The organism is Rathayibacter sp. AY1F8 (assembly GCF_002932165.1).
Taxonomy (GTDB): Bacteria; Actinomycetota; Actinomycetes; order Actinomycetales; family Microbacteriaceae; genus Rathayibacter.
Genome location: NZ_PSVB01000020.1, coordinates 1 through 19,982 on the forward strand (window position 1 = coordinate 1; position 19,982 = coordinate 19,982).

The window sequence follows — 19,982 nt, forward strand, 5'->3', positions numbered from 1 at the left end:
GGGGGGTTCTCGGGGGGAGAGGGGGGTTCTCGGGGGCGGTGCAGGAGGAGCGCTGCGGGACGCTCCTCCCCCGGCCCGTCGCGCGGGGGCGCTCCGGGCCGGGTGGAGAGGGGATCAGCTCGCGAAGGTCCAGGTGAGCGGGAGCGAGGCGGACAGGCCCTGGTAGGCGTTGGTGGCCGACGAGTCGAGGGTCACGGCGATGGAGAAGGGGGTGGAGGTGCCGGGGGTGACCGGGGCGGTGTTGAGGGTCTTGACGGCCGAGCCGGCGAGGGTCGCGGCGGTGCCGGTGAAGACGGTGGTCCCGCCGGAGGTGATCACGACGTTGAGCTTGCCGCAGAAGTCGGTGGCGGAGCCGGAGGCGCCGGCCGCGACGTTGTTGCTCTGCGAGCAGGTGGCGCCGGGGGTCAGCGTGAAGGTGTTGGCGTTGACGGTGCCGGTGTTCTTCAGCGTGATCGCGGTGGTGACGGTCTGGCCGGGGACCATCGTGGTCGATCCGCCGAACTTGTTGATGGTCGCGCAGGTCGCGGTGTTGGTGCTGATCGAGCCGCCGTCGGTGCTGAGGCAGGTGATGGGGCTGGCGCCGGTCGACTTCTCCTCCATGACGAGCGAGCCGGAGGCGGCGGTGTTGCCGGTGTTGGAGATGCTCGCGACGAAGCCGGACAGGGTGCCGGACATCGAGACGGAGAGGAGAGCGGCGGCGGCGATGCTCGTCGCGATGGCGAGGGGAGCGAAGCGGACGCGCTTGGACTTGGCGGTGTGGGTCGACATGGCAGGACTCCTGATCGGGTGGGGCGGGCTGATGCTGAAGGGGGAGGGTCCGGCTGGTGGTCCGCCGAACTCGATTGACCGCTAAGTTACTTGACGACCAAGATACATTGCAATCGTTCTTTCACCCCCTGTCCGGGTGACAGGCCGGGACGCCCGAGGGCGACCCGTACGATGACCCCAGCCCTACCCCGAGAAGGACGAATGACCACCGAGAGACCGACCCCGCGCGACGTCGACCAGGACGCGCCCGCCGTGCAGCTGCGGCAGTCGCTCCGCCTGCTCGAGAACGCGCAGCGGCACCTCCGCGCGAGCATCGCCGCGGGCGTGGGCGTGGGCATCTCGGAGCTCACCGCGCTCGAGGTGCTCGGCGAGTCGCCCGACCTCACGCCGAAGTGGCTGGGCCTCGAGCTCTCCCTCTCGACGGGCGCCGTGACCGCGCTCCTCGACCGGCTGGCGACCGCCGGCCACGTCGACCGGCTCGCCAACCCGCAGGACCGCCGCAGCGTCCTCCTGCGCCTCACCGCCTCCGGGGAGCAGCTGCTCGCGCAGGTGGACGAGCGCTACGACGAGGTCAGCGCGGAGGTGCTGAAGGCCTCCCCCGGGCTGAACGGCATGGCGGACGACCTGGCGCGTGCCGCCGCGGTCATCACCGCGCACACGATCCGCTGATCCGCGCCAGTCGCTAGGAGTCCAGCGCCCGGGTCAGGGTCCAGACGTTGCGCCCCTCCGAGCGCTCGTGCTCGAACGTGGTCGTCAGAGCCTGGATGAGAGCGAGCCCGCGGCCCGACTCCGCGAAGACGTCCGGCATCTCCCGCGGCCCCGTGCCGATGTCCGGCGGATCGGCCGTGTCGACCAGCTCCGCGTGGATCGCGTCTCCCTCGACGCGCACGACGAGGCGGCAGACGATCGTCGTCGTCGACGTCGCGTGCTGGATGACGTTGTCGACCAGCTCGACCAGCGCCGTCTCGACGGCCATGCGGTCGCGGGCCGGCAGGTCCGGCCGCTCGCCCCAGAGCCCGGCGAGCATCTCGTGGACGACCTCGGTGTCGTCCGGGGGCGTGCGGAACCCGACGCTGCGCTCAGTCACGGTACGCGTCGCCGGCCGTGTCGAAGAGGGTGAGCACCCGGTCCAGATTGGACAGCTGCAGCACCATCACGACCTGCTCGCTGGGCGCCGCGATCCGCAGGTCGCCGCCCGCCTGCCGCGCGGTCTTGAGAGCGCCGACCAGGGCGCCGAGGCCGGAGGAGTCCATGAACGTCACCGCGCTGAGCTCGACGACGATGCGGGGGCTGCCCTCGTCGATCGCCCGGCGGACGGCCGAGCGCAGCTCCGGAGCCGAGGCCGCGTTGAGCCGCCCCTCCCCCCGCAGCACGGCGATGTCGGGGGCGGTCGTCTCGGTCGTGAACGTCATGCGGGGTCCTTCTCGGCGGAGCGGTCGGCGCCCGTGCGGGTCAGCACGAGGGCGGTGATGTCGTCGGACGCGGAGCCGGAGGCGGCGAGCGCCTTCAGCGCCTGCAGGAACGCGGCGGTGTCGGCGGAGTCGCGGGCGAGGTCGACCGCGCGCGCCAGGGACTGCAGCGTCCCGTCGTAGAGGTCGAGGACGCCGTCGGTGAAGGCCAGGAGCGAGTCGCCGACCGCGAGCTCCACGGTCTGGGTGATCCAGCCGCCGTCCTCCGCGATGCCCAGCGGGAGGCCCAGTGCCGCGAGCCGCTGGAACGAGCCGTCGGCGCGGAGGAGGACGGTGAGCCCGTGGCCCGCGTCGACGAAGTCGATCCGGCCGGACGCGGTGTCGAGGCGCCCGTGGAAGAGGGTCGCGAAGGTCTCGGTGGCCGTGAAGTCGTCGTGCAGCTGGGCGCTCACCGCGCTGACGACCGCGTCGGGGTCGCCGCCCAGGCGCGCCCGGAACGCGGAGCGGATCGACGCGGCCACGATCGCCGCCGCCGTCCCCTTGCCCATCACGTCCACGAGGGTCAGGTCGACCGTCTCGTCGTCGCCGCGCCAGCTGTAGAAGTCGCCGGTGATCGTCCACCGCGGCAGCGAGAGCCCCGAGAGCTCGTAGCCGGCGGGGTGGTGGAGGGAGGAGGGAGCCATCTGCGTCTGCATGTCGGCGGCGCGGTCGCGCTCCGCCGTGTCGCGCAGCTCCCGCTCGACCCACTCGCCGAACTCCTCGAGCAGCTGCCGCTCGTCCGGGGTGAGGCTCCGGGGCACGAAGTCGATGAGGCAGAGGGTGCCCAGCTGCAGGTCGCCCTCGACCGACAGCGGCCGCCCGGCGTAGAAGCGGACGTGCGGGTACCCCGCGACGTGCTCGTGCCCGGCCCACGCCTCGTCGGCACCGAGGTCCGGCACGACGAAGGTGGTGCGCTTCTCGAGCGTCGCGTCGCAGAAAGTGCCGGCGCGCGGGTAGGCGAGCACGGCGTCCGGACGCTGCGGGGACTTCGTGAACAGCGTGGTGTCGTCGAGGAAGTGGATCTCGGCCACGGGCACGCGGAACAGCTCCTCGGCCATCCGCGTGATCCGGTCGAAGCGCTCCTCCGGAGCCGACCCCATCATCTCGAGCGCCTCGAGCGCCACCAGCCGCGGATCCTGCTCGGCCTCGATCATCCGTGCCCCCTTCCCCCTGCGCGCCGCGCCGGGACTCCCCGGAGCGCACACGCACCTCCGACCGTATCGCCCCGCTTGACGGGTGGGGGACCTTAGGCGCCTCTGTACCCCTCACGGGGTACGGCTGTCGCAGATCGCGCGGTCGGGAGCGTCGGCGGTGGCCGATCCCGGCCGTCCTCGCCTCCGCCTCTTGCCGCCGGACGGAGCGGACCCCTACTCTTCACCCGACGCTCCCCCGGCGACCCGCGAGCACCCGAAGCCCGCAGGCTCGTGGGCGTCGCCTCAGGAGCGCCCGTGCCCACCCAGCCGCGTCCCCTCCGCCGATCGCGCGCGGAGACGAACCGACCCTCTCGATCCGACGCGCCCCGGCGCGGGAGCCCGCTCGCTGCGGCGCTCCTGCTCGTGACCGCCCTGATCCTCCCGCTCGCCGCCGCGCCGACAGCGTCCGCCGTCGACTCGGCGGGCGACGAGTACGACGCGATGCGCCTCGCCCTCGTCGCCGATCTGACGGGCACCATCCCGGGAAGCGGGAGCGTCGGCGGCCTCGCCGCGGCGAAGGGCCGCCTCGTCGCCGAGGCCGAGGGCTACTGGTCGACGCTCGAGACCGACGGCGGCGAGCCCTGGCCCGACCTGGTCACGGGCACCTCGGCGGTGGAGGTGTGGGCCGCCTACAAGCGGGTCACCGTCCTCGCGACCGCGCTGAAGACCCCCGGCACCGCCCTCAGCGGCGACCCGGCGCTCCTCCGCGACGTCGTCACGACCGCCGACTGGCTCTCGGCGAACCGCTACAACCGCTCCACCACCGGCACCTCCCGCTGGTGGGAGCAGCAGATCGGCATCCCGCTCGAGCTGAACAGCATCACCGCCCTCCTCTACCCCGACCTCTCGGCGGCGCAGGTGCAGGCCTACCTGTCGGCCTCGACGCGCTTCGCCGACACCGTCACCCGGACCGGCGCCAACCGCGTCTGGACGGCGGCGGTCATCGCCGGGCGGGCGGTGCTGCTGAAGCAGCCGGCGAAGATCGCGGAGGCGGCCGCCGGCATCGACCCGGCGCTGCGGACGGTGGCGTCCGGCGACGGCTTCCACGCCGACGGCTCCTTCGTGCAGCACAGCGTCTTCGCCTACAGCGGCGGGTACGGGCTCTCGATGCTCGACACCCTCGACGACCTCTACGCGCTGCTCGACGGCTCCCGCTGGGAGATCACGAGCCCGGAGGGGCTCGGCGTGTACGACCGGCTCGCCTCCTCCTTCGCCCCCGTCACCTGGTGCGGCGCCGTGATGTCGACGGTCCGCGGCCGCGAGACGGCGCGGGCGGAGTCGGAGGACGGCGACGTCGGCGTCCAGCTGCAGGCGGCGGTGCTGCGCCTCGCCGACAGCGCCCCTCCCTCGGCCAGGACACGGACGAACGCGCTGGCGAAGAGCTGGCTGGCCTGCAACTCCGGCAGCCCCGTGAGCATCGAGACGGCCGGGTCCGTCAGCGACGTCGTGCGCGCGCGGCTCGTCCTCGCCGACACGGGCCTGACCGCGACCCCGATCGGCTCGGGCGTCCGGGCCTTCGCCGGGATGGACCGCTTCACGCGGACCACGGCGACCTCGGGCTTCGCCGTCGGCCTGTCGAGCACGCGGATCGCGCGCTACGAGTCGCTCAACGGCGAGAACCGCAGCGGCTGGTACACCGGCGACGGCGCGACCTCGCTCCACCTGGGCAGCGGGCGCCAGTACGACGACGGCTACTGGGCCACGGCGAACCCGTACCGGATGCCCGGCACCACCGAGGACACGATCGTCCGGAGCGCGGGCGAGGGCGCGTCGTCCCGCCCGACGACGACCTTCACCGGGAGCCTCGAGAGCCCGTCGCGGCGGACGGGGATCGCGGCGCTCGACTTCGACGCGGCGTCGGTGAGCCTGGTCGCGAAGAAGGCCTGGTTCACCTTCGACGACGAGATCCTCGCGCTCGGCTCCGGGATCACGGCGACCGACATGTCCGGGACCGGCTGGGACGGGGCGCGCCGGCGCGCGGAGACGGTGATCGACGACCGCCGCGACGTCGCTCCCGATGCGAGGCTCCGCGTCGACGGCGTCCTCCGCGGTGCGGAGGCGACCGCCACGAGCACCGCCCGCTGGGCCTCGATCACCGGCTCCGCGGAGTCGGTGGGCTACGTCTTCCCGTCGCCGATCGCCCTGACCGCGCAGGGACGGACCCGCACCGGAGCCTGGAGCGCCGTGAGCGCCGCCGGTCCGACGGCGCCGGTGACCGGCCACTACTACTCCCTCACGACGAGCCACGGCACGAACCCGACCGGCGCCTCCTACGCGTACACGGTCCTCCCCGGCGCCTCCGAGGCGGCGACCGCCGCGTACGCGGCGGACCCGGACGTGACCGTGCTCAGCAACACACCCCAGCTGAGCGCCGCCCGCGACCGCTCGACCGGCACCGTGAGCGCCGTGTCGTGGAAGGCCGGGACCACGAGCCCCGTCCTCGTCGGAGGCACCCGGGTCGCGAGCATCACCGGCGCCGGACTGGTCTCGATCCGGGAGGACGCGGACACGGTGACCGTCTCGACCGTCGACCCGACGCAGGTCTCGACGAGCGCGCTCACCGTGACGCTCGCGCGGCCGACCGCGGGCACGGTGTCCTCGAGCGCCGCCCTGAGCGTGACGAGCAGGACGAGCACCGCGACGACGATCACGTTCCGGCCGAGCGGGCTGAAGGGAGCGACGGCGTCCATCGTGCTCGCGAAGAGGGCCGCCACTCCGGTGCCGACGGCCACGCCCACGCCGACCGCCACCGCCGCGCCGACCTCGACGCCGACCGCCACCGCGACTCCGCTCGCCGCCGTCGGGGCCGGCACCCACCAGAACGGCTCGCCGGCCGTCGCCGTCACGGGCACCTGGTCCACGACCTCCTCCTCCGCGGACAGCGGCGGAGGCGTCTCCTTCTCGTCGACAGGGGGCGCCTCCGCCACCCTCCGCTTCACCGGCACCGGAGTCTCGTGGGTGAGCCGCCGGTCCAGCACGTCCGGGATCGACGAGGTCCGCCTCGACGGCGTCCTCGTGGCCTCGGTCGACCGCTACAGCGCCACCACCCGCTCCGCCCAGACCGTCTGGACCAGCGGGACCCTGCCCGCCGGCACCCACACCGTCACGATCACCCGCGGCAGCACACGGAATCCGGCGGCGACCGGGGGCAACCTGATCCACGACGCCTTCGTCGTGAGGGGCTGACGGCCCGGCTATCACCGGCCGCGGTGCCTGGCCAGGCCCTCGCCCGGCGGCGGGCGGGCCCGTAGCGTCGCCCGGACCGATCGACCCGCCGGGGTCACGACGAGAGGACGCGCCATGAGCAGCACGAGCGACATGATCCGGAGCCACCCCGAGGAGCTGCGCGGCGTCGATCCGGAGGTCCTGGCCGAGTGCATCGACGCGTGCGGCGCCTGCGCGCTCACCTGCACCGCCTGCGCCGACGCGTGCCTCGGCGAGGAGTCGGTCGCCGAGCTGGTCCACTGCATCCGCACCGACCTCGCCTGCGCCGACGTGTGCGCCGCGACCGGCGCCGTGCTGTCGCGCCGAGGCGTCGTCGGATCCGCGGCCGTCCGCGCCCTCGTCGAGGCCTGCCTCCTGGCCTGCCGCGCCTGCGCCGACGACTGCGAGCAGCACGCCGGGATGCACGAGCACTGCCGGATCTGCGCCGAGGCCTGCCGCCGCTGCGAGCAGGCGTGCGAGAGGCTGCTCGCGCATCTCTGAGCGCGGGCGCCACCGCGGAACACCTCCCCCACCGGACTCGACGGGCGGCTGTCAACCGTCCTGCCTCGAGCGTCCGGCGCTCCTACGGTCGGTGGCGAGCACGGCGTCGCCGGGGCGCCGGAGCGATCGCAGGCGGTCCTTCCGTCCCCGACGATCCGCAGACGCTCGAGATGGAGGACGACCGTGGCCCAGACCAGCACCGAGCGCGACCGCACCGCGCCCGACCCCGACGACTCCCGCAAGCCCGACGGACCGACGGACGTCACCAAGCGCTCGTGGGGCTACGTCCTCAAGAAGACGCTCCGCGAGTTCGGCGCCGACCAGTGCACGGACATCGCGGCGGGGCTGACCTACTACGCCGTCCTCGCGCTGTTCCCCGGGCTGCTCGCGATCGTCTCGATCCTCGGCCTCTTCGGCCAGGCCGAGACCACGACCGACACCGTGCTCGAGATCGCCGGCGGGTTCGTCTCGGCCGACGTCCTCGACACGGTCCGCGGCCCGATCCAGGAGCTCACCTCCAGCCCCGCCGCCGGCCTGGCGTTCGTCACCGGTGTCCTCGGCGCCCTCTGGTCCGCCTCCGGCTACGTCGGCGCCTTCGGGCGCGGCATGAACCGCGTCTACGAGATCGACGAGGGCCGCCCGATCTGGAAGCTGCGCCCCACGATGCTCGCCGTCACCCTCGTGACGGTCCTCCTGCTCGTGATCGCCGGGCTGATCCTCGTGCTCAGCGGACCCGTCGCGCAGACCATCGGCGACGCCGTCGGCCTCGGCGAGGTCGCCCTGACCGTGTGGAGCATCGCCAAGTGGCCGGTGCTGATCGCGATCATGGTCGTGATCGTCGCGGTCCTCTACCACTGGTCGCCGAACGTGCGGCAGCCGAAGTTCCGCTGGACCAGCATGGGCTCGATCCTCGCCCTCGTCGTCTGGGCGCTGGCGTCGGCCGGCTTCGCGTTCTACGTCGCCAACTTCAGCAACTACAACAAGACCTACGGCGCCCTCGGCGGCGTGATCGTCTTCCTCCTCTGGCTCTGGATCACGAACCTCGCCCTGCTCTTCGGGGCCGAGTTCGACGCCGAGCTCGAGCGCGGCCGCCAGCTGCAGGCCGGCATCGAAGCCGAGGAGCACATCCAGCTCCCGCCCCGCGACACCCGGCAGAGCGACAAGAAAGCCGAGAAGCACGCCGAGGACGTCGCCGACGGCCGCGAGCTCCGCGAGAGCGCCGGACACCCGGAGCGATGACCCCGATCGGGCGGGACCTCCCGGCCCATTAGGGGCACCGCCTTCCCAGGGCAACCCTCTTGAGGCCCCGCGGGCGGCGCGCGGAGGCTGGACGCATGCGGAAACTGCACTACTCCAGCGGCCACCTGCTCGTCGGCGACCTGACCTGCAAGGCGGTCCTCCGGTACGCCCGGGCCCTCGCGGACGTCAGCAAGTCGGATGTCGTCTCGGTGCCGGTCCTGACCGAGGGCGGCGGCCGCGCCTACGCCCACCTGCTGATCGGGCCGGCGAGCCAGCTCTGGTCGCTGCCGATCGACAGCAGCGAGGTGGAGGAGCCGGACGACGCGGAGGTCATCGCCCACATCGAGCTCGAGACGCGCCGCATGCAGCCGGCCCGTCCCTCGTGGAGCGAGGAGATGACGGACATCCCGCCGCTGGACTTCCTCGAGTACACGGACATCGCCGACCTCGAGGACGCCCGGCGCGACCCGACGGACTAGGCCGCCGCCGGCTCCTCGGTGGAGCGGGAGTCGCTGAGGGACAGCGAGCCGATCGTCGCGATCACGCCGACGAGGACCGCCACGACCAGGAAGGCGACCCGCTCACCCGCGAAGAAGCTCCGGACGAGGTCCGCGCTCCACGCGCCCGCCGGGAGGGTGGTCGCCACCAGTGCGGCGATCAGCGTGCCGACGACGGCCGTGCCGATGCTGGTGCCGATCTCCTGGGCCGTGTCGTTGAGCGCCGCACCGATCGACGTGCGGTTCGCGGGCATCGCCTCGACGAGGGCGACGGCGCAGATGGTCATGATCGTCCGCAGGCCCACCGTCATCACGACCATCATCACGGCGATCGCGAGGTAGCCCCGGTCCACCGCCCAGGACATCCCGAGCAGCGCGCCGACCAGGAGCCCGGTGCCGATCAGGCAGGCCGCGCGGTGCCCCAGCTTCGCGGCGAGGCGCTCGGTGACCGGAGTGGCGGCGAGCATCGTGACGATGACGGGCAGGTTCGCGAGGCCGGCGCGCACCGGGCTCCAGCCGTAGGCGTACTGGAAGTGCAGGATCAGGCCGAACAGGACGCTCGCGAAGGCGACCGAGGCGCCGAGCTGCGTGAGCGCCGCTCCCCGCGCGGGGCCGGCGCGGAAGATCGCGAGGTCGATCATGGGCGAGACGGCGCGGCGCTCGCGGACGACGAATCCCGCGACGGCGGCGACGGTGCCCGCGGCGCAGGCGATCGTGAGGAGCGACAGCCAGCCGTTCTCGACTCCGCTGGTGAGCGTGTAGCAGCCGAGCCCCACCGCGGCGACGGTGAGGGCGGTCCCCGGCAGGTCGAGCCGACCGGAGGTGAGGTCGGCGCGCTGGTCCGCGGGAACTCCGAGGCGCACGCCGATCCAGACCAGCAGCGCGATCGGGGCGTTGACGACGAGCAGCCACTGCCAGCTGACGGTGCTGAGGATCGAGCCGCCGAGGAGGGGGCCGAGGACCATGCCGGACATCCCGACGATCATCACGATCGTGATCGACCGCATGCGGAGCCTCTCGTCGTCGAAGAGCCGGAACACCAGCGACATCGTGACGGGCGCCATGGCGGCCGCGGCGCAGCCGAGCGCCGCGCGGAGGGCGATCAGCTGGCCGATGTCGGTGACGAGGACGACGGCGAGGCTGATCAGCCCGAACGCGGCGAGGCCGGTGAGGAGCACGCGGCGGCGGCCGAACCGGTCGGCGGCGGACCCGGCTGTCAGCAGCAGCCCGCCGAAGGTCAGGGAGTAGGCACCGGTCACCCACTGCAGTCCGGCGGTCGACCCGTCGAGTGAGCGTCCGATCGTCGGGAGGGCGATCGAGAGCAGCGTGTTGTCGACCATCTCGACGAAGAACGCGAGGCAGAGAGCGGCGAGCGGGAGTGCCGCGGAGCGGAGGGAGGTGTGAGCGCGGGACTCGGCGGAGGTGGTCGTCGGAGCGGACATCGAGGCGCCTTCCTATCGAACGCCGTTCGACTCTCGTACGGCGTTCGATAGTATGGAACGCCGTTCAGTAAGATGCAAGCCATGCCTGCAGATCGCCCGACGGAGACCGCTGCCGCGCCCTCCCCCGCCCGGGGCCGCCGCCGAGCGTCGCACTCGCTCGACACCGTGCTGGCCGAGGCGATCGCGATCCTCGACGAGTCCGGGGAGTCGGCCCTCACGTTCCGCGCGCTCGCGGCCCGACTCGGCGGCGGTGTGGCGAGCATCTACTGGTACGTCGGCAGCCGCGACGAGCTGCTGGAGCGGGCGACCGACGAGGTCATGGGTCGGGTCCTCGCAGACAGCGAGCCGCTCACCCACGGGCCGGACCCGATCGACAACGTCCGCGCCGTCGCACTGGCCCTCTTCGACGAGTGCGTCCGCCGACCCTGGTTCGGCCTCTACATGCTCCGCACGACCGGGGTGCAGCCCAACTCGATGGCGATGTACGAGCGCCTCGGGCAGCAGCTCATGGCTCTCGACCTGACGCCCCGGCAGCGGTTCCACGCCGTGTCGTCCATCGTCAGCTACGTCGTCGGAGTCGCGGCCGACCTGGCGCAGCCGCCGCCCCGCGAGTTCCTCGAGAGCGGGATGGAGAGGGGCGAGTTCCTCGAGCACCTGGCCGACCGCTGGCGCGCCCTCGATCCGGAGGAGTTCCCCTTCGGCCACCACGCGGCCGACGTCATGGCGACGCACGACGACCTCGACGTGTTCCGCTCCGGCCTCGACCTGCTGCTGGCCGGGCTCCGGCTGCAGGCGGGGCGGGGCTGAGGCCGGGTCAGCTCCTTGAGGTCCGCCGGATCGCGACCACGGTCACGTCGTCCGCCAGCAGCCCCTCGGCCGCCAGGCGGGTGACGCCGGCGACCGCGGCGGCGGCGGTCGCGGGGGCGGCGACGGCCGCGTCGGCCACCCGGTCGAGGGCGGCGAGGGAGCCGTCGAAGAGGTCCAGCACGCCGTCGCTGCAGATCAGCAGCAGGTCGCCGGGGTGGAGTCGGAGGCCGGTCGGCTCCCACTCCTGCGTGCCGAGGAGGCCGAGCGGCAGGTGGGCGGAGGGGATGCGCTCGCGCGAGCCGTCGGTGCGGCAGACGATCCCGAGTCCGTGGCCGGCGTCGACGAGCGCGATGTCGCCGGTCGAGGCGCTGAGCCGCAGGTGGAGGAGCGTGACGAACGCGTCGTTCGCCGACAGATCCGGCTCGACGACCCGGTCGATGAGCGCCATCGTCGCCGCGGGGCCGAGGGCGGGAGGAGTGACGCGCAGGGCGGCGCGGACCGTGGCCGCGATCATCGCGGCGCCGACCCCCTTGCCCATCACGTCGGCGACGGTGACGGCGAGCCCGTCGGGCGTGCAGCGCCAGTCGAAGAAGTCGCCGCTCACCGTCCCGCTGGGCACGCAGGCGCCGGCGACGTCGTAGCCCGGGAGGTCCGGGACCGAGCGGGGCTCGAGCCGCCGCTGCACCCTCTCGCCGTCGGCGAGCTCCTGCCGCGAGCGGGCGGCGCCGGCGGTGAGCATCTGCGCGACCTGCTCGCCGCTGAGCGAGGCCATGCTGAACGACACCACGACCAGCAGCACCAGCGTGATCAGCGTGGTGGTCGGGGTCCCGAACCAGGTCGCGAACAGCTCGCTGCGCAGCCCCGCGGCCAGGAACACGGCGAACCGGAGCGCGTAGTAGAGGGAGAGGGCGCCGGAGCTCAGCAGCAGCGGCCAGCGCGTGCGCGAGCGTCCGGCGCCGAGCAGCGCGATCTCGCGGGTCGACAGTCCGATGAGGAGCGCCATCGACGCGAGGTAGAGCGGCCCTCCCGACCAGTCGTTGACGGCGGGAGAGTCGAGGCTGGACACGCCCGTCACCACCACGGTCGGAGCGACCACCAGCCACCACGGCGTCGGCCGGCCGCGGAGGGAGCGGCTCGCCGCCCAGACCGCGGCGGCGCCGGCCACGATGAGCCCGTTGCCGAGCGGATTCGCCCACACCTGGTCGGCCGTGCCGTCGCGGAGGTAGGCGAGCGAGCCGCCCATGAACAGCGCGAGCGCCGTGCACCACCAGAAGCTGAAGGACGAGCGTGTCGACCGGTAGGTGACCAGCGCGAACAGCAGGAAGAGGGTGAGGGCGGTGACCCCGAAGGCGACGCGGAGGGCCGTGGCATCGAGCAAGGCGGGTCCGTGGCCCTTCCAGGAGACCGAGCGGCGGAGCGGCGGACGGGCGCCGTGATCAAGGGGATCCTGGCACGGCGCGCGGGCCGCTCGGGGCGCGCCGTGGAGGCCGGCCCCGGGGATCCGCGGCAGTGCGGCCCGTCCGCCCACCCGACGGGGGGAGCAGGAGGGGGGGCTCGCACGTTCGAGGAGAGACCACCGCCCTCGCGCTCGATACAGCATCGCGTGTACCGTCGCTCCCGTGCCCGCCTCCGCGACCCTCACCCACTCCGCTGCTCTCGCGCGCCTCGGATCCGCCCTGGCGGACGAGACCCGGTCCCGGATCCTGCTCGCGCTGCGAGAGGCTCCGGCCGTCCCCTCCGACCTCGCGGACGCGCTCGGGGTCTCGCGGCAGGTGATGTCGAATCAGCTCACGTGCCTGCGCGGATGCGGGCTGGTCGAGGCCGTGAAGGACGGCCGGTACACCTGGTACCGGCTGGCCGAGACCCGGATCGCCGGGGCGCTCGACCACCTGCTCCGCCTGGCCCTGGTCGTCGATCCGGACTGCTGCTCCGGCGACGACTGCCGCTGCGCATGACCGCCCTGCGCGCTCCGCTCCTCCCCGCCCGCCGCCGCGTGCTGCAGAGGCGCATCCGCTGGATCGTCGGCGCGACGATCGGCTACAACGTGGTGGAGGGGATCGTGGCCCTCGCCGCCGGGACGGTCGCCTCGTCCACCGCGCTCGTCGCCTTCGGCCTCGACTCCGTGGTGGAGGTGCTCTCCGCCGCGGCCGTCGCCTGGCAGTTCTCGGGCCGCGATCCGGAGGCGCGCGAGCGCACCGCGCTGCGGGTGATCGCCGTCTCGTTCCTCGGCCTGGCCGCGTTCGTCGCCGTCGACTCGGTCCGGGCGCTGCTCGGATTCTCGGAGGCCCAGCACTCCCCCGTCGGCATCGTGCTGGCCGCCGTCAGCCTGCTGGTGATGCCGGCGTTCTCCCTGCTCGAGCGCCGGACCGGCCGCGAGCTCGGCTCGGCCTCGGCCGTCGCGGACTCGAAGCAGACGCTCCTCTGCTCGTACCTCTCCGCCGCCGTCCTGGTGGGCCTGCTGCTGAACAGCACGCTCGGATGGACGTGGGCCGACCCCGTCGCCGGCCTCGTGATCGCCGCGGTCGCCGTCCGCGAGGGCCTGGAGGCCTGGCGCGGCGAGTCCTGCACGACGCCGATCGCCGCGCTCACGAGCGAGGACTCCGAGGCCTGCGGCTGCTGCTGACGGGGGCGGGACGGCGCGGCGCACATCGGCGGTGGACGACCTCCGTCACGACTTCGTCGCGAGGCCGGCGGCCGATCGGACCCGCTCCGGAGCTACCGACGGCCGGCCCGCGCCTCGACGACGTGCCGGCACCCGACCCCGCCGCGCTCCAGCTCCTCGCGCTCGCGGCGGAGCCCGACGCGGACCCGCCGCGCCTCTGCCAGCGGCAGCACCGCCTCCGGATCGACGGTCGCCAGCAGGAGCGCCGCCCGCGACCTCGCCGCCACCCGCACGTCCAGGCACGGCGTCTCCTCGGCGAGCCCGAGCAGCGCGGCCACCAGCAGCTCCAGCTCGACCGCAGTCGCGTGGAGCACCAGCACCCGCGAGGCCGGGCTCGACGGGCGGCGGACCAGGAGCGTCGCTCCGGTCATCGTCGCCGCCCTCCCCTGCCCGGGACCGGTCCGGGACGTCCGCCCCGCCTCGGCCCTCGGCGACCGCCCGCGCGACGTCGGCGTGCACGCATGGGGTTCCTTCTCTCGTCCTGCTGCGGCGCGAACTGCACCGCACCTCCATCACACGACGTGGGCACCCGGGCCGGGGAGAGGGTTGCCACGCGCGCGTCGGCGGGTCAGGAGGCGCCGGGGATGAGAGGGTTGCGCGATGTCCACTGCGAGCGTGCCGTCGCCGCGCGCCGGAGTCCGGACCCGGCGCTTCCGGCGCCTCGCCCGCACGGGCTTCGCCGTCAACGGACTGATCCACCTCCTGATCGGCGGCCTCGCCCTGCGCGTCGCGGTCAGCGACGAGACCTCGCGGGAGGCGGACGCGTCCGGAGCGATCGGGCGCATGGCCGACTCCCCCGTCGGGCTCGTGGTGGTCTGGGCTGCGCTGGTCGGGCTGGTCGCGCTCGGGCTCTGGCAGCTCTCCCTCGGCGGGCGCTCCTCCGCGCCGGGGCTCCCCGCCCGCCTGGGCCGCCGGATCGTCGAGTCGGGCAAAGGCTTCGCCTCGCTCACGCTCGCGGGCACCACGCTCGTCTTCGCGCTCGGCGGCTCGACGAGCTCCTCGGCCACGATCCGCCGCATCAACACCGAGCTGCTGACGAGCACGGTCGGCGTCGTGATCCTCGTGATCGTCGGCGGGATCGTGCTGGGCAGCGGGATCGGCTTCGTCGCGATCGGGATCCGGCGCGGCTTCCGCAAGCTCGTCCGCATCCCCGAGGGCCCGACGGGGACGGCAGTGCTGATCCTCGGCGCGACCGGCTACATCACGAAGGGGCTCGCTCTGGGCCTGGCCGGCGGGATCTTCGTGGTCGCGGCGCTGACCGGCGACGCCCGCCAGGCGACCGGGCTCGACGGGGCCATCCGCTTCCTCGACGTCCCTCCGTACGGCACGATCGCCCTGACCCTCGTCAGCGCGGGACTGGTCATGTACGGGCTGTTCCTCGTCGCCCGGGCGAAGCTCGCGAAGCTCTGAGCCGACGCGGCAGTCGTTCACAGTCGCCACCCATATCGCTGAGTATCGTTCGGAGAAACAGGAGGTCATCATGAACGGATCGTCATCGACCGGCGCGTTCGGCACCGGCACGCCCATCGAGAGCATCTGGCGCGCGATGGAGCAGGCCCGCTCCCGCATGGAGAAGCGCGTCGGCTCCCGGGTCGGCCGCGGGGACGTGCGCACCGCGGTGCTCGCGCTCCTCGCCGAGCAGCCCATGCACGGCTACCAGATCATCCGCGAGATCGAGGAGCGCAGCGGAGGCGACTGGAAGCCGAGCCCCGGCTCGGTCTACCCGACCCTCCAGCTCCTCGCGGACGAGGGCCTCATCACGGCCGACGAGCAGAACGGCCGCAAGACCTACACGCTGACCGACGCCGGCCGCGCGACGGTCGCCGAGCACGGCACCTCGACCCCGTGGAACGACTCCGACCACGTCGACTTCGGCGCCCTGCCCAAGGCGGGCCTCGAGCTCGCCCAGGCCGCGGCCCAGGTCGGACGCTCGGGCACCCCCGAGCAGATCCGCAAGGCCGTCGCCGAACTCGAGGACGTGCGCCGCCGCCTGTACGCGATCCTCGCGCAGGACTGACCCGGGTGGCCTCGGTCAGCCCGGGTCCTGCCGCCCCGGGCCACCGAGAGCGGGAGGACCGGCGGCGCTACCGCCGGATCCTCCGCTTCGCCGCGTGGCATCTCGCGGTCACCTGGTTCTTCGACCTGCTCCTGCCGCGGGTGGGGCTCACGCGCGTCGCGCTCCGCACCCGGCCCGGCCGGATGCGCCGCTTCGCCCGCAGCTTCCACGTGCTCGCGGTCGATCTCGGCGGCCTGATGATCAAGGTCGGCCAGTTCATGTCGTCGCGCCTGGACGTGCTGCCGCCCGAGATCACGCGCGAGCTGGAGGGGCTGCAGGACGAGGTCCCGCCCGTCCCGTTCCCGCGGATCCGGGCGCTGGCCGAGTCCGAGCTCGGGCTGCCGCTCGAGCGCGCGTACGCCGGAGTCAACGAGTCGCCCGTCGCCGCCGCCTCGCTCGGCCAGGCCCACCGCGCCCGGCTCTCCCCCGCCGACGCCGAGGACACCGGCTACTCCGCCGCCATCATGAAGGTGCAGCGGCCGGGGATCGACCAGATCGTCGAGGTCGACCTCGCGGCTCTGCGCCGCGTCGGCGGCTGGCTCAGCCACGTGCGCCTCGTCTCGGACCGCGTCGACGCCCCGGCGCTCGTCGAGGAGTTCGCGGTCACCAGTCTCGAGGAGATCGACTACCTGCAGGAGGCGGCCAACTCCGTCCGCTTCGCCGCCGACTTCGCGGGCGACGCCCGGGTGGCCGTCCCGGACGTGGTCTGGGAGCGCTCGACCCGCAAGGTCCTCACGCTCGAGGACGTCACCGCGATCAAGATCACCGACCACGCCGCGCTGCTGGCCGCCGGGATCGACCCGCGGGAGGTCGCTCCGGTCTTCGCGGCCGTGATGTTCGACCAGCTCTTCACCAACGGCTACTTCCACGCGGATCCGCACCCCGGCAACGTCTTCGTCACGCCGACCCCTGGGGGCGAGCTGCCCTGGCGCCTCACCTTCATCGACTTCGGGATGATGGGCGAGGTGCCGCCGAGCACCCGCGTGGGCCTGCGCCGGATGCTGATCGCCGCCGCCTCCCGCGACGGCAAGGGGCTCGTCGACGCGGCCCGAGCGGTCGGCGTCCTCCTCCCCTCGGCCGACTCCCGCGAGCTGGAGCGGGCGCTCACGCAGCTCTTCGCCCGCTTCGGCGGCATGGGCTTCGCCGAGCTGCGGGAGGTGGATCCGCGCGAGTTCCGCGACTTCGCCGTGCAGTTCGGCGACGTCGTGCGCGCGCTGCCGTTCCAGCTCCCCGAGAACTTCCTGCTCGTCATCCGCGCGATGTCGCTGACCTCGGGCGTCTGCAGCGCGCTCGACCCGGCCTTCAACCTGTGGGACTCGGTCGAGCCCTACGCGCAGCAGCTGATCCGCGAGGAGCGCGGCTCCGTCGTGCAGGACGTCGGCAAGCAGGCCGTCGACACGCTCGGCCTGATCTGGCGCCTGCCGCGCCGGCTCGACGAGCTCGTCACGACCCTCGACGACGGCGAGCTCGCGGTCACCGTCCCCACGATCGAGCGCCGGCTGAACCGGCTCGAGGGCACCGTCCGCCGCGTGATCTCGGCCGTGCTGTTCGCGGGACTGCTGATCGCCGGCGCCGTCGTGCGCCCGGACGACAGCGGCTTCGGGACCGTGCTGATGATCGCGTCGGCGCTGCCGCTGCTGCACGCCCTGCTGGCCCGCGGTCCGCGCGGCTGACGGCCGCCGTCGGGCCGCGGCCGCCGCGTCGCATCCGTCACCTCCTCCGCCCACCTCACCGGCGGCGCGGTCGACATCGGCTACACGGACGCGGACAGCTGGCTCGCACAGCACGGCACCGACTACGGGCTCTGCCAGATCTACGCGAACGAGATCTGGCACTTCGAGCTCGCCACCGAGCCGGGCGGCGACTGCTCGGAGCAGCTGCCCGACGCGAGCGCGACCTGAGCGGCTCTCCCGCGCTCCCGGGGATCCGATGCGTCGCGAAAGGTCGTCATCGGAGGCGAAGGGGAGCCGTTCGCGACGCATCGATCGCGCAGGCGGCCGGGCTCAGCGGCTGGTGAGCAGCTCGACGAACTCGTCGGCCATCGCGAGCTGGGCGCTCAGCGCCTCGCGGCGCTCGCGGGCCTGCGCGACGAAGGCGTCGAGCTGCGCGCGGACCTCGGCCGGCGCGTCGTCGCCCTCGGCCTCGAGGGTGTCGATCACGCGGAGCAGCGCGGCCATCTCCTCCAGCGAGAAGCCGAGCGGCTTCATGCGGCGGATGAGGATCAGGCGGTCGTAGTCGGTGGACGTGTAGAGGCGGAAGCCGCCCTCGGTGCGGCCGGACGCCTTCACGAGGCCGATCTCGTCGTAGTGGCGCAGGGTCCGGAGCGAGAGGCCGGTCCGCTCGGCGAGCTCGCCGATGTGCATGGTGCCGATCCTGCTCACCCCTTCAGATCTACCCTTACGTGAGGGTAGGGTTGCCCGTGCTGCTGACACGCCTCTGCAAGCTTGGCATCCCCGCCCGCTTCCGCCGACCTGATGCCGCAGCCCTCCGCGCTCCTCGTCGAGCACCCCTCCCACTCCCTGGAGCCGCCGCGATGGCCCTCGCCTCGAAGACCCCTGCCCGCCCTCACGCCGAGCCCACCGTGATGACGGCGCTGCGCACCCCCCGCATCCTGACCCGCGAGGTCCTCGCCGGCCTCGTGGTCGCGCTCGCGCTCATCCCCGAGGCGATCTCGTTCTCGATCATCGCGGGCGTGGATCCGCGGGTCGGCCTCTTCTCGTCGTTCGTGATGGCCGTGTCGATCGCGTTCCTCGGCGGACGCCCCGCGATGATCACCGCCGCCACGGGCGCCGTCGCCCTCGTGATCGCCCCCGTCGCCCGCGACTACGGGATGGACTACTTCATCGCGACGGTGATCCTCGCGGGCGTGCTCCAGATCGTGCTCGGGCTGCTCGGAGTGGCGAAGCTCATGCGCTTCATCCCCCGCAGCGTGATGGTCGGATTCGTGAACGCGCTGGCGATCCTGATCTTCTCGGCGCAGATCCCCAACCTGATCGGCGTGCCCTGGCTGGTCTACCCGCTGGTCGCCGTCGGGATCGTGATCATGGTCGTGATGCCGCGCCTGACGAAGGCCGTTCCGGCGCCTCTCGTCGCCATCGTCCTCATCACCGCGGCGGTCGTCGTGACGGCGGTCGCCGTCCCCACCGTGGGCGATCAGGGCGAGCTGCCCCGCAGCCTCCCCGAGCTGTTCCTGCCGAACGTACCGCTGACCTGGGAGACCTTCACGACCATCGCGCCGTACGCCGTCGCGATGGCGCTCGTCGGACTCCTCGAGTCGCTGATGACTGCGAAGCTCGTCGACGACATCACCGACACCCCCTCCCGCAAGACCCGCGAGTCGCTCGGGCAGGGCGCCGCGAACGTGCTCTCCGGCCTGTTCGGCGGCATGGGCGGCTGCGCGATGATCGGCCAGACGATGATCAACGTGAAGGCGTCCGGCGCCCGCACCCGCATCTCGACCTTCCTCGCTGGCGTGTTCCTCCTGATCCTCGTCGTCGCGCTCGGCGACCTCGTCGCGATCATCCCGATGGCCGCGCTGGTCGCGGTGATGGTGATGGTCTCGGTGGCGACGTTCGACTGGCACAGCATCCGCCCGTCGACCCTGAAGCGGATGCCCGTGGGCGAGACGGTCGTCATGATCGCCACGGTCGTCGTGGTCGTCCTCACCCACAACCTGGCGATCGGAGTCGTCATCGGCGTCCTGGCTGCCATGGTCGTCTTCGCCCGCCGGGTCGCCCACTTCGCCACCGTCGAGCGCACCCTCTCGTCCGACGGATCGACGGCCCACTACACGGTCACCGGCGAGCTGTTCTTCGCCTCCAGCAACGACCTCACCACGCAGTTCTCCTACGCGGAGGACCCTGCGCACGTCGTGATCGACCTCTCCGGCTCCCACATCTGGGACGCCTCGACCGTCGCCGCGCTGGACGCCGTCACGACCAAGTACGAGCGCCACGGCACCCGCGCCGTGATCGAGGGCATGAACGACGCCTCCACCCGGATGCACGGCCGCCTCGCCGGGAACCTCGGCGCGGGGCACTGAGGGTCGGGGCTGCGGGACCGCGGCGCCCGCCGGGGTCGATGCGTCACGAACGGTCGTCACGGGCGCGGGAGAGGGGCCGATCGTGACGCATCGATCTCGGGGAGGGCGGGAGGCGGGAGGGCC

At 73.1% G+C, this 19,982-nt stretch carries 20 protein-coding genes; 12 read left to right on the forward strand and 8 right to left on the reverse strand.

Going from position 1 to position 19,982, the window contains the following annotated elements; all coding sequences use genetic code 11:
- Positions 1-114: 114 nt before the first annotated feature.
- A complete protein-coding gene (locus C5C35_RS13305; protein ID WP_104224276.1) occupies positions 115-768 on the reverse strand; it encodes a hypothetical protein in 654 nt (217 codons plus the stop codon).
- Positions 769-969: 201 nt separating this feature from the next.
- Here C5C35_RS13305 and C5C35_RS13310 point away from each other — a divergent pair, with 201 nt between their 5' ends.
- The gene (locus C5C35_RS13310; protein WP_104224277.1) at positions 970-1,437 is read left to right on the forward strand and encodes a MarR family transcriptional regulator; all 468 of its coding nucleotides are present in this window, start codon (positions 970-972) and stop codon (positions 1,435-1,437) included.
- A 13-nt stretch (positions 1,438-1,450) separates the two neighbouring features.
- Here C5C35_RS13310 and C5C35_RS13315 read toward each other — a convergent pair whose 3' ends face one another.
- From C5C35_RS13315 to C5C35_RS13325, 3 genes are read right to left on the reverse strand one after another with little or no spacing between them, the layout of a single operon-like run.
- On the reverse strand, positions 1,451-1,855 hold the full coding sequence (locus C5C35_RS13315) for an ATP-binding protein (RefSeq protein WP_104227126.1): 405 nt from the start codon (positions 1,853-1,855) through the stop codon (positions 1,451-1,453).
- Positions 1,848-2,180: an STAS domain-containing protein gene (locus C5C35_RS13320; RefSeq protein WP_104227127.1), complete on the reverse strand. Its 333-nt coding sequence runs from the start codon at positions 2,178-2,180 to the stop codon at positions 1,848-1,850. The genes C5C35_RS13315 and C5C35_RS13320 overlap by 8 nt, the downstream gene beginning before the upstream one ends.
- Positions 2,177-3,370 (reverse strand): PP2C family protein-serine/threonine phosphatase, encoded by a 1,194-nt coding sequence (locus C5C35_RS13325; RefSeq protein ID WP_104227128.1) that lies wholly within the window; start codon positions 3,368-3,370, stop codon positions 2,177-2,179. Before C5C35_RS13325 ends, C5C35_RS13320 begins: the two co-directional genes overlap by 4 nt.
- Before the next feature lie 402 nt (positions 3,371-3,772).
- Between C5C35_RS13325 and C5C35_RS13330 the strand changes: the two genes are divergently transcribed.
- The 4 genes from C5C35_RS13330 (at position 3,773) to C5C35_RS13345 (ending at position 8,832) form a co-directional block, all read left to right on the forward strand.
- Positions 3,773-6,595 carry a polysaccharide lyase 8 family protein gene (locus C5C35_RS13330; protein ID WP_146084608.1) on the forward strand — a complete coding sequence of 941 codons (2,823 nt, stop codon included), beginning with the start codon at positions 3,773-3,775 and terminating at the stop codon, positions 6,593-6,595.
- A 114-nt stretch (positions 6,596-6,709) separates the two neighbouring features.
- On the forward strand, positions 6,710-7,114 hold the full coding sequence (locus C5C35_RS13335; RefSeq protein WP_104263279.1) for a four-helix bundle copper-binding protein: 405 nt from the start codon (positions 6,710-6,712) through the stop codon (positions 7,112-7,114).
- Positions 7,115-7,297: 183 nt separating this feature from the next.
- Entirely contained in the window at positions 7,298-8,353 is a 1,056-nt protein-coding gene (locus tag C5C35_RS13340) for a YihY/virulence factor BrkB family protein (protein ID WP_104263280.1), read from the forward strand.
- Between the two features lie 95 nt (positions 8,354-8,448).
- The gene (locus C5C35_RS13345; protein ID WP_104263281.1) at positions 8,449-8,832 is read left to right on the forward strand and encodes a hypothetical protein; all 384 of its coding nucleotides are present in this window, start codon (positions 8,449-8,451) and stop codon (positions 8,830-8,832) included.
- Here the strand turns inward: C5C35_RS13345 and C5C35_RS13350 are convergent.
- A complete protein-coding gene (locus C5C35_RS13350; RefSeq protein ID WP_104227133.1) occupies positions 8,829-10,292 on the reverse strand; it encodes an MFS transporter in 1,464 nt (487 codons plus the stop codon). The genes C5C35_RS13345 and C5C35_RS13350 overlap by 4 nt on opposite strands.
- Before the next feature lie 81 nt (positions 10,293-10,373).
- Here C5C35_RS13350 and C5C35_RS13355 point away from each other — a divergent pair, with 81 nt between their 5' ends.
- Positions 10,374-11,099: a TetR/AcrR family transcriptional regulator gene (locus tag C5C35_RS13355; protein ID WP_219812210.1), complete on the forward strand. Its 726-nt coding sequence runs from the start codon at positions 10,374-10,376 to the stop codon at positions 11,097-11,099.
- A gap of 7 nt (positions 11,100-11,106) precedes the next feature.
- On the opposite strand, the gene C5C35_RS13360 is transcribed toward C5C35_RS13355, so the two are convergent.
- Positions 11,107-12,477, reverse strand: a complete 1,371-nt coding sequence (locus C5C35_RS13360) for a PP2C family protein-serine/threonine phosphatase (RefSeq protein ID WP_104263282.1) — start codon at positions 12,475-12,477, stop codon at positions 11,107-11,109.
- A 241-nt stretch (positions 12,478-12,718) separates the two neighbouring features.
- Here C5C35_RS13360 and C5C35_RS13365 point away from each other — a divergent pair, with 241 nt between their 5' ends.
- Together C5C35_RS13365 and C5C35_RS13370 are read left to right on the forward strand one after the other, a co-directional pair.
- Positions 12,719-13,054 carry a helix-turn-helix transcriptional regulator gene (locus tag C5C35_RS13365; RefSeq protein WP_104263283.1) on the forward strand — a complete coding sequence of 112 codons (336 nt, stop codon included), beginning with the start codon at positions 12,719-12,721 and terminating at the stop codon, positions 13,052-13,054.
- Positions 13,051-13,722, forward strand: coding sequence for a cation diffusion facilitator family transporter (locus tag C5C35_RS13370; RefSeq protein WP_104263284.1), 672 nt, complete (start codon positions 13,051-13,053; stop codon positions 13,720-13,722). The genes C5C35_RS13365 and C5C35_RS13370 overlap by 4 nt, the downstream gene beginning before the upstream one ends.
- Before the next feature lie 92 nt (positions 13,723-13,814).
- On the opposite strand, the gene C5C35_RS13375 is transcribed toward C5C35_RS13370, so the two are convergent.
- Entirely contained in the window at positions 13,815-14,132 is a 318-nt protein-coding gene (locus C5C35_RS13375) for a hypothetical protein (RefSeq protein WP_104261209.1), read from the reverse strand.
- 229 nt (positions 14,133-14,361) lie between these two features.
- On the opposite strand from C5C35_RS13375, the gene C5C35_RS13380 reads away from it, so the two are divergent.
- The 3 genes from C5C35_RS13380 (at position 14,362) to C5C35_RS13390 (ending at position 17,490) form a co-directional block, all read left to right on the forward strand.
- The gene (locus C5C35_RS13380) at positions 14,362-15,171 is read left to right on the forward strand and encodes a DUF1206 domain-containing protein (protein WP_104227140.1); all 810 of its coding nucleotides are present in this window, start codon (positions 14,362-14,364) and stop codon (positions 15,169-15,171) included.
- Positions 15,172-15,241: 70 nt separating this feature from the next.
- Positions 15,242-15,778, forward strand: coding sequence for a PadR family transcriptional regulator (locus C5C35_RS13385; RefSeq protein ID WP_104224292.1), 537 nt, complete (start codon positions 15,242-15,244; stop codon positions 15,776-15,778).
- Between the two features lie 5 nt (positions 15,779-15,783).
- Positions 15,784-17,490, forward strand: a complete 1,707-nt coding sequence (locus tag C5C35_RS13390) for an AarF/ABC1/UbiB kinase family protein (protein ID WP_104263285.1) — start codon at positions 15,784-15,786, stop codon at positions 17,488-17,490.
- Positions 17,491-17,820: 330 nt separating this feature from the next.
- Here the strand turns inward: C5C35_RS13390 and C5C35_RS13400 are convergent, their stop codons facing one another.
- Positions 17,821-18,180: a MerR family DNA-binding transcriptional regulator gene (locus C5C35_RS13400; RefSeq protein WP_104227142.1), complete on the reverse strand. Its 360-nt coding sequence runs from the start codon at positions 18,178-18,180 to the stop codon at positions 17,821-17,823.
- Between the two features lie 170 nt (positions 18,181-18,350).
- Here C5C35_RS13400 and C5C35_RS13405 point away from each other — a divergent pair, with 170 nt between their 5' ends.
- Positions 18,351-19,859 carry a SulP family inorganic anion transporter gene (locus C5C35_RS13405; RefSeq protein WP_104263286.1) on the forward strand — a complete coding sequence of 503 codons (1,509 nt, stop codon included), beginning with the start codon at positions 18,351-18,353 and terminating at the stop codon, positions 19,857-19,859.
- Positions 19,860-19,982: the final 123 nt, after the last annotated feature.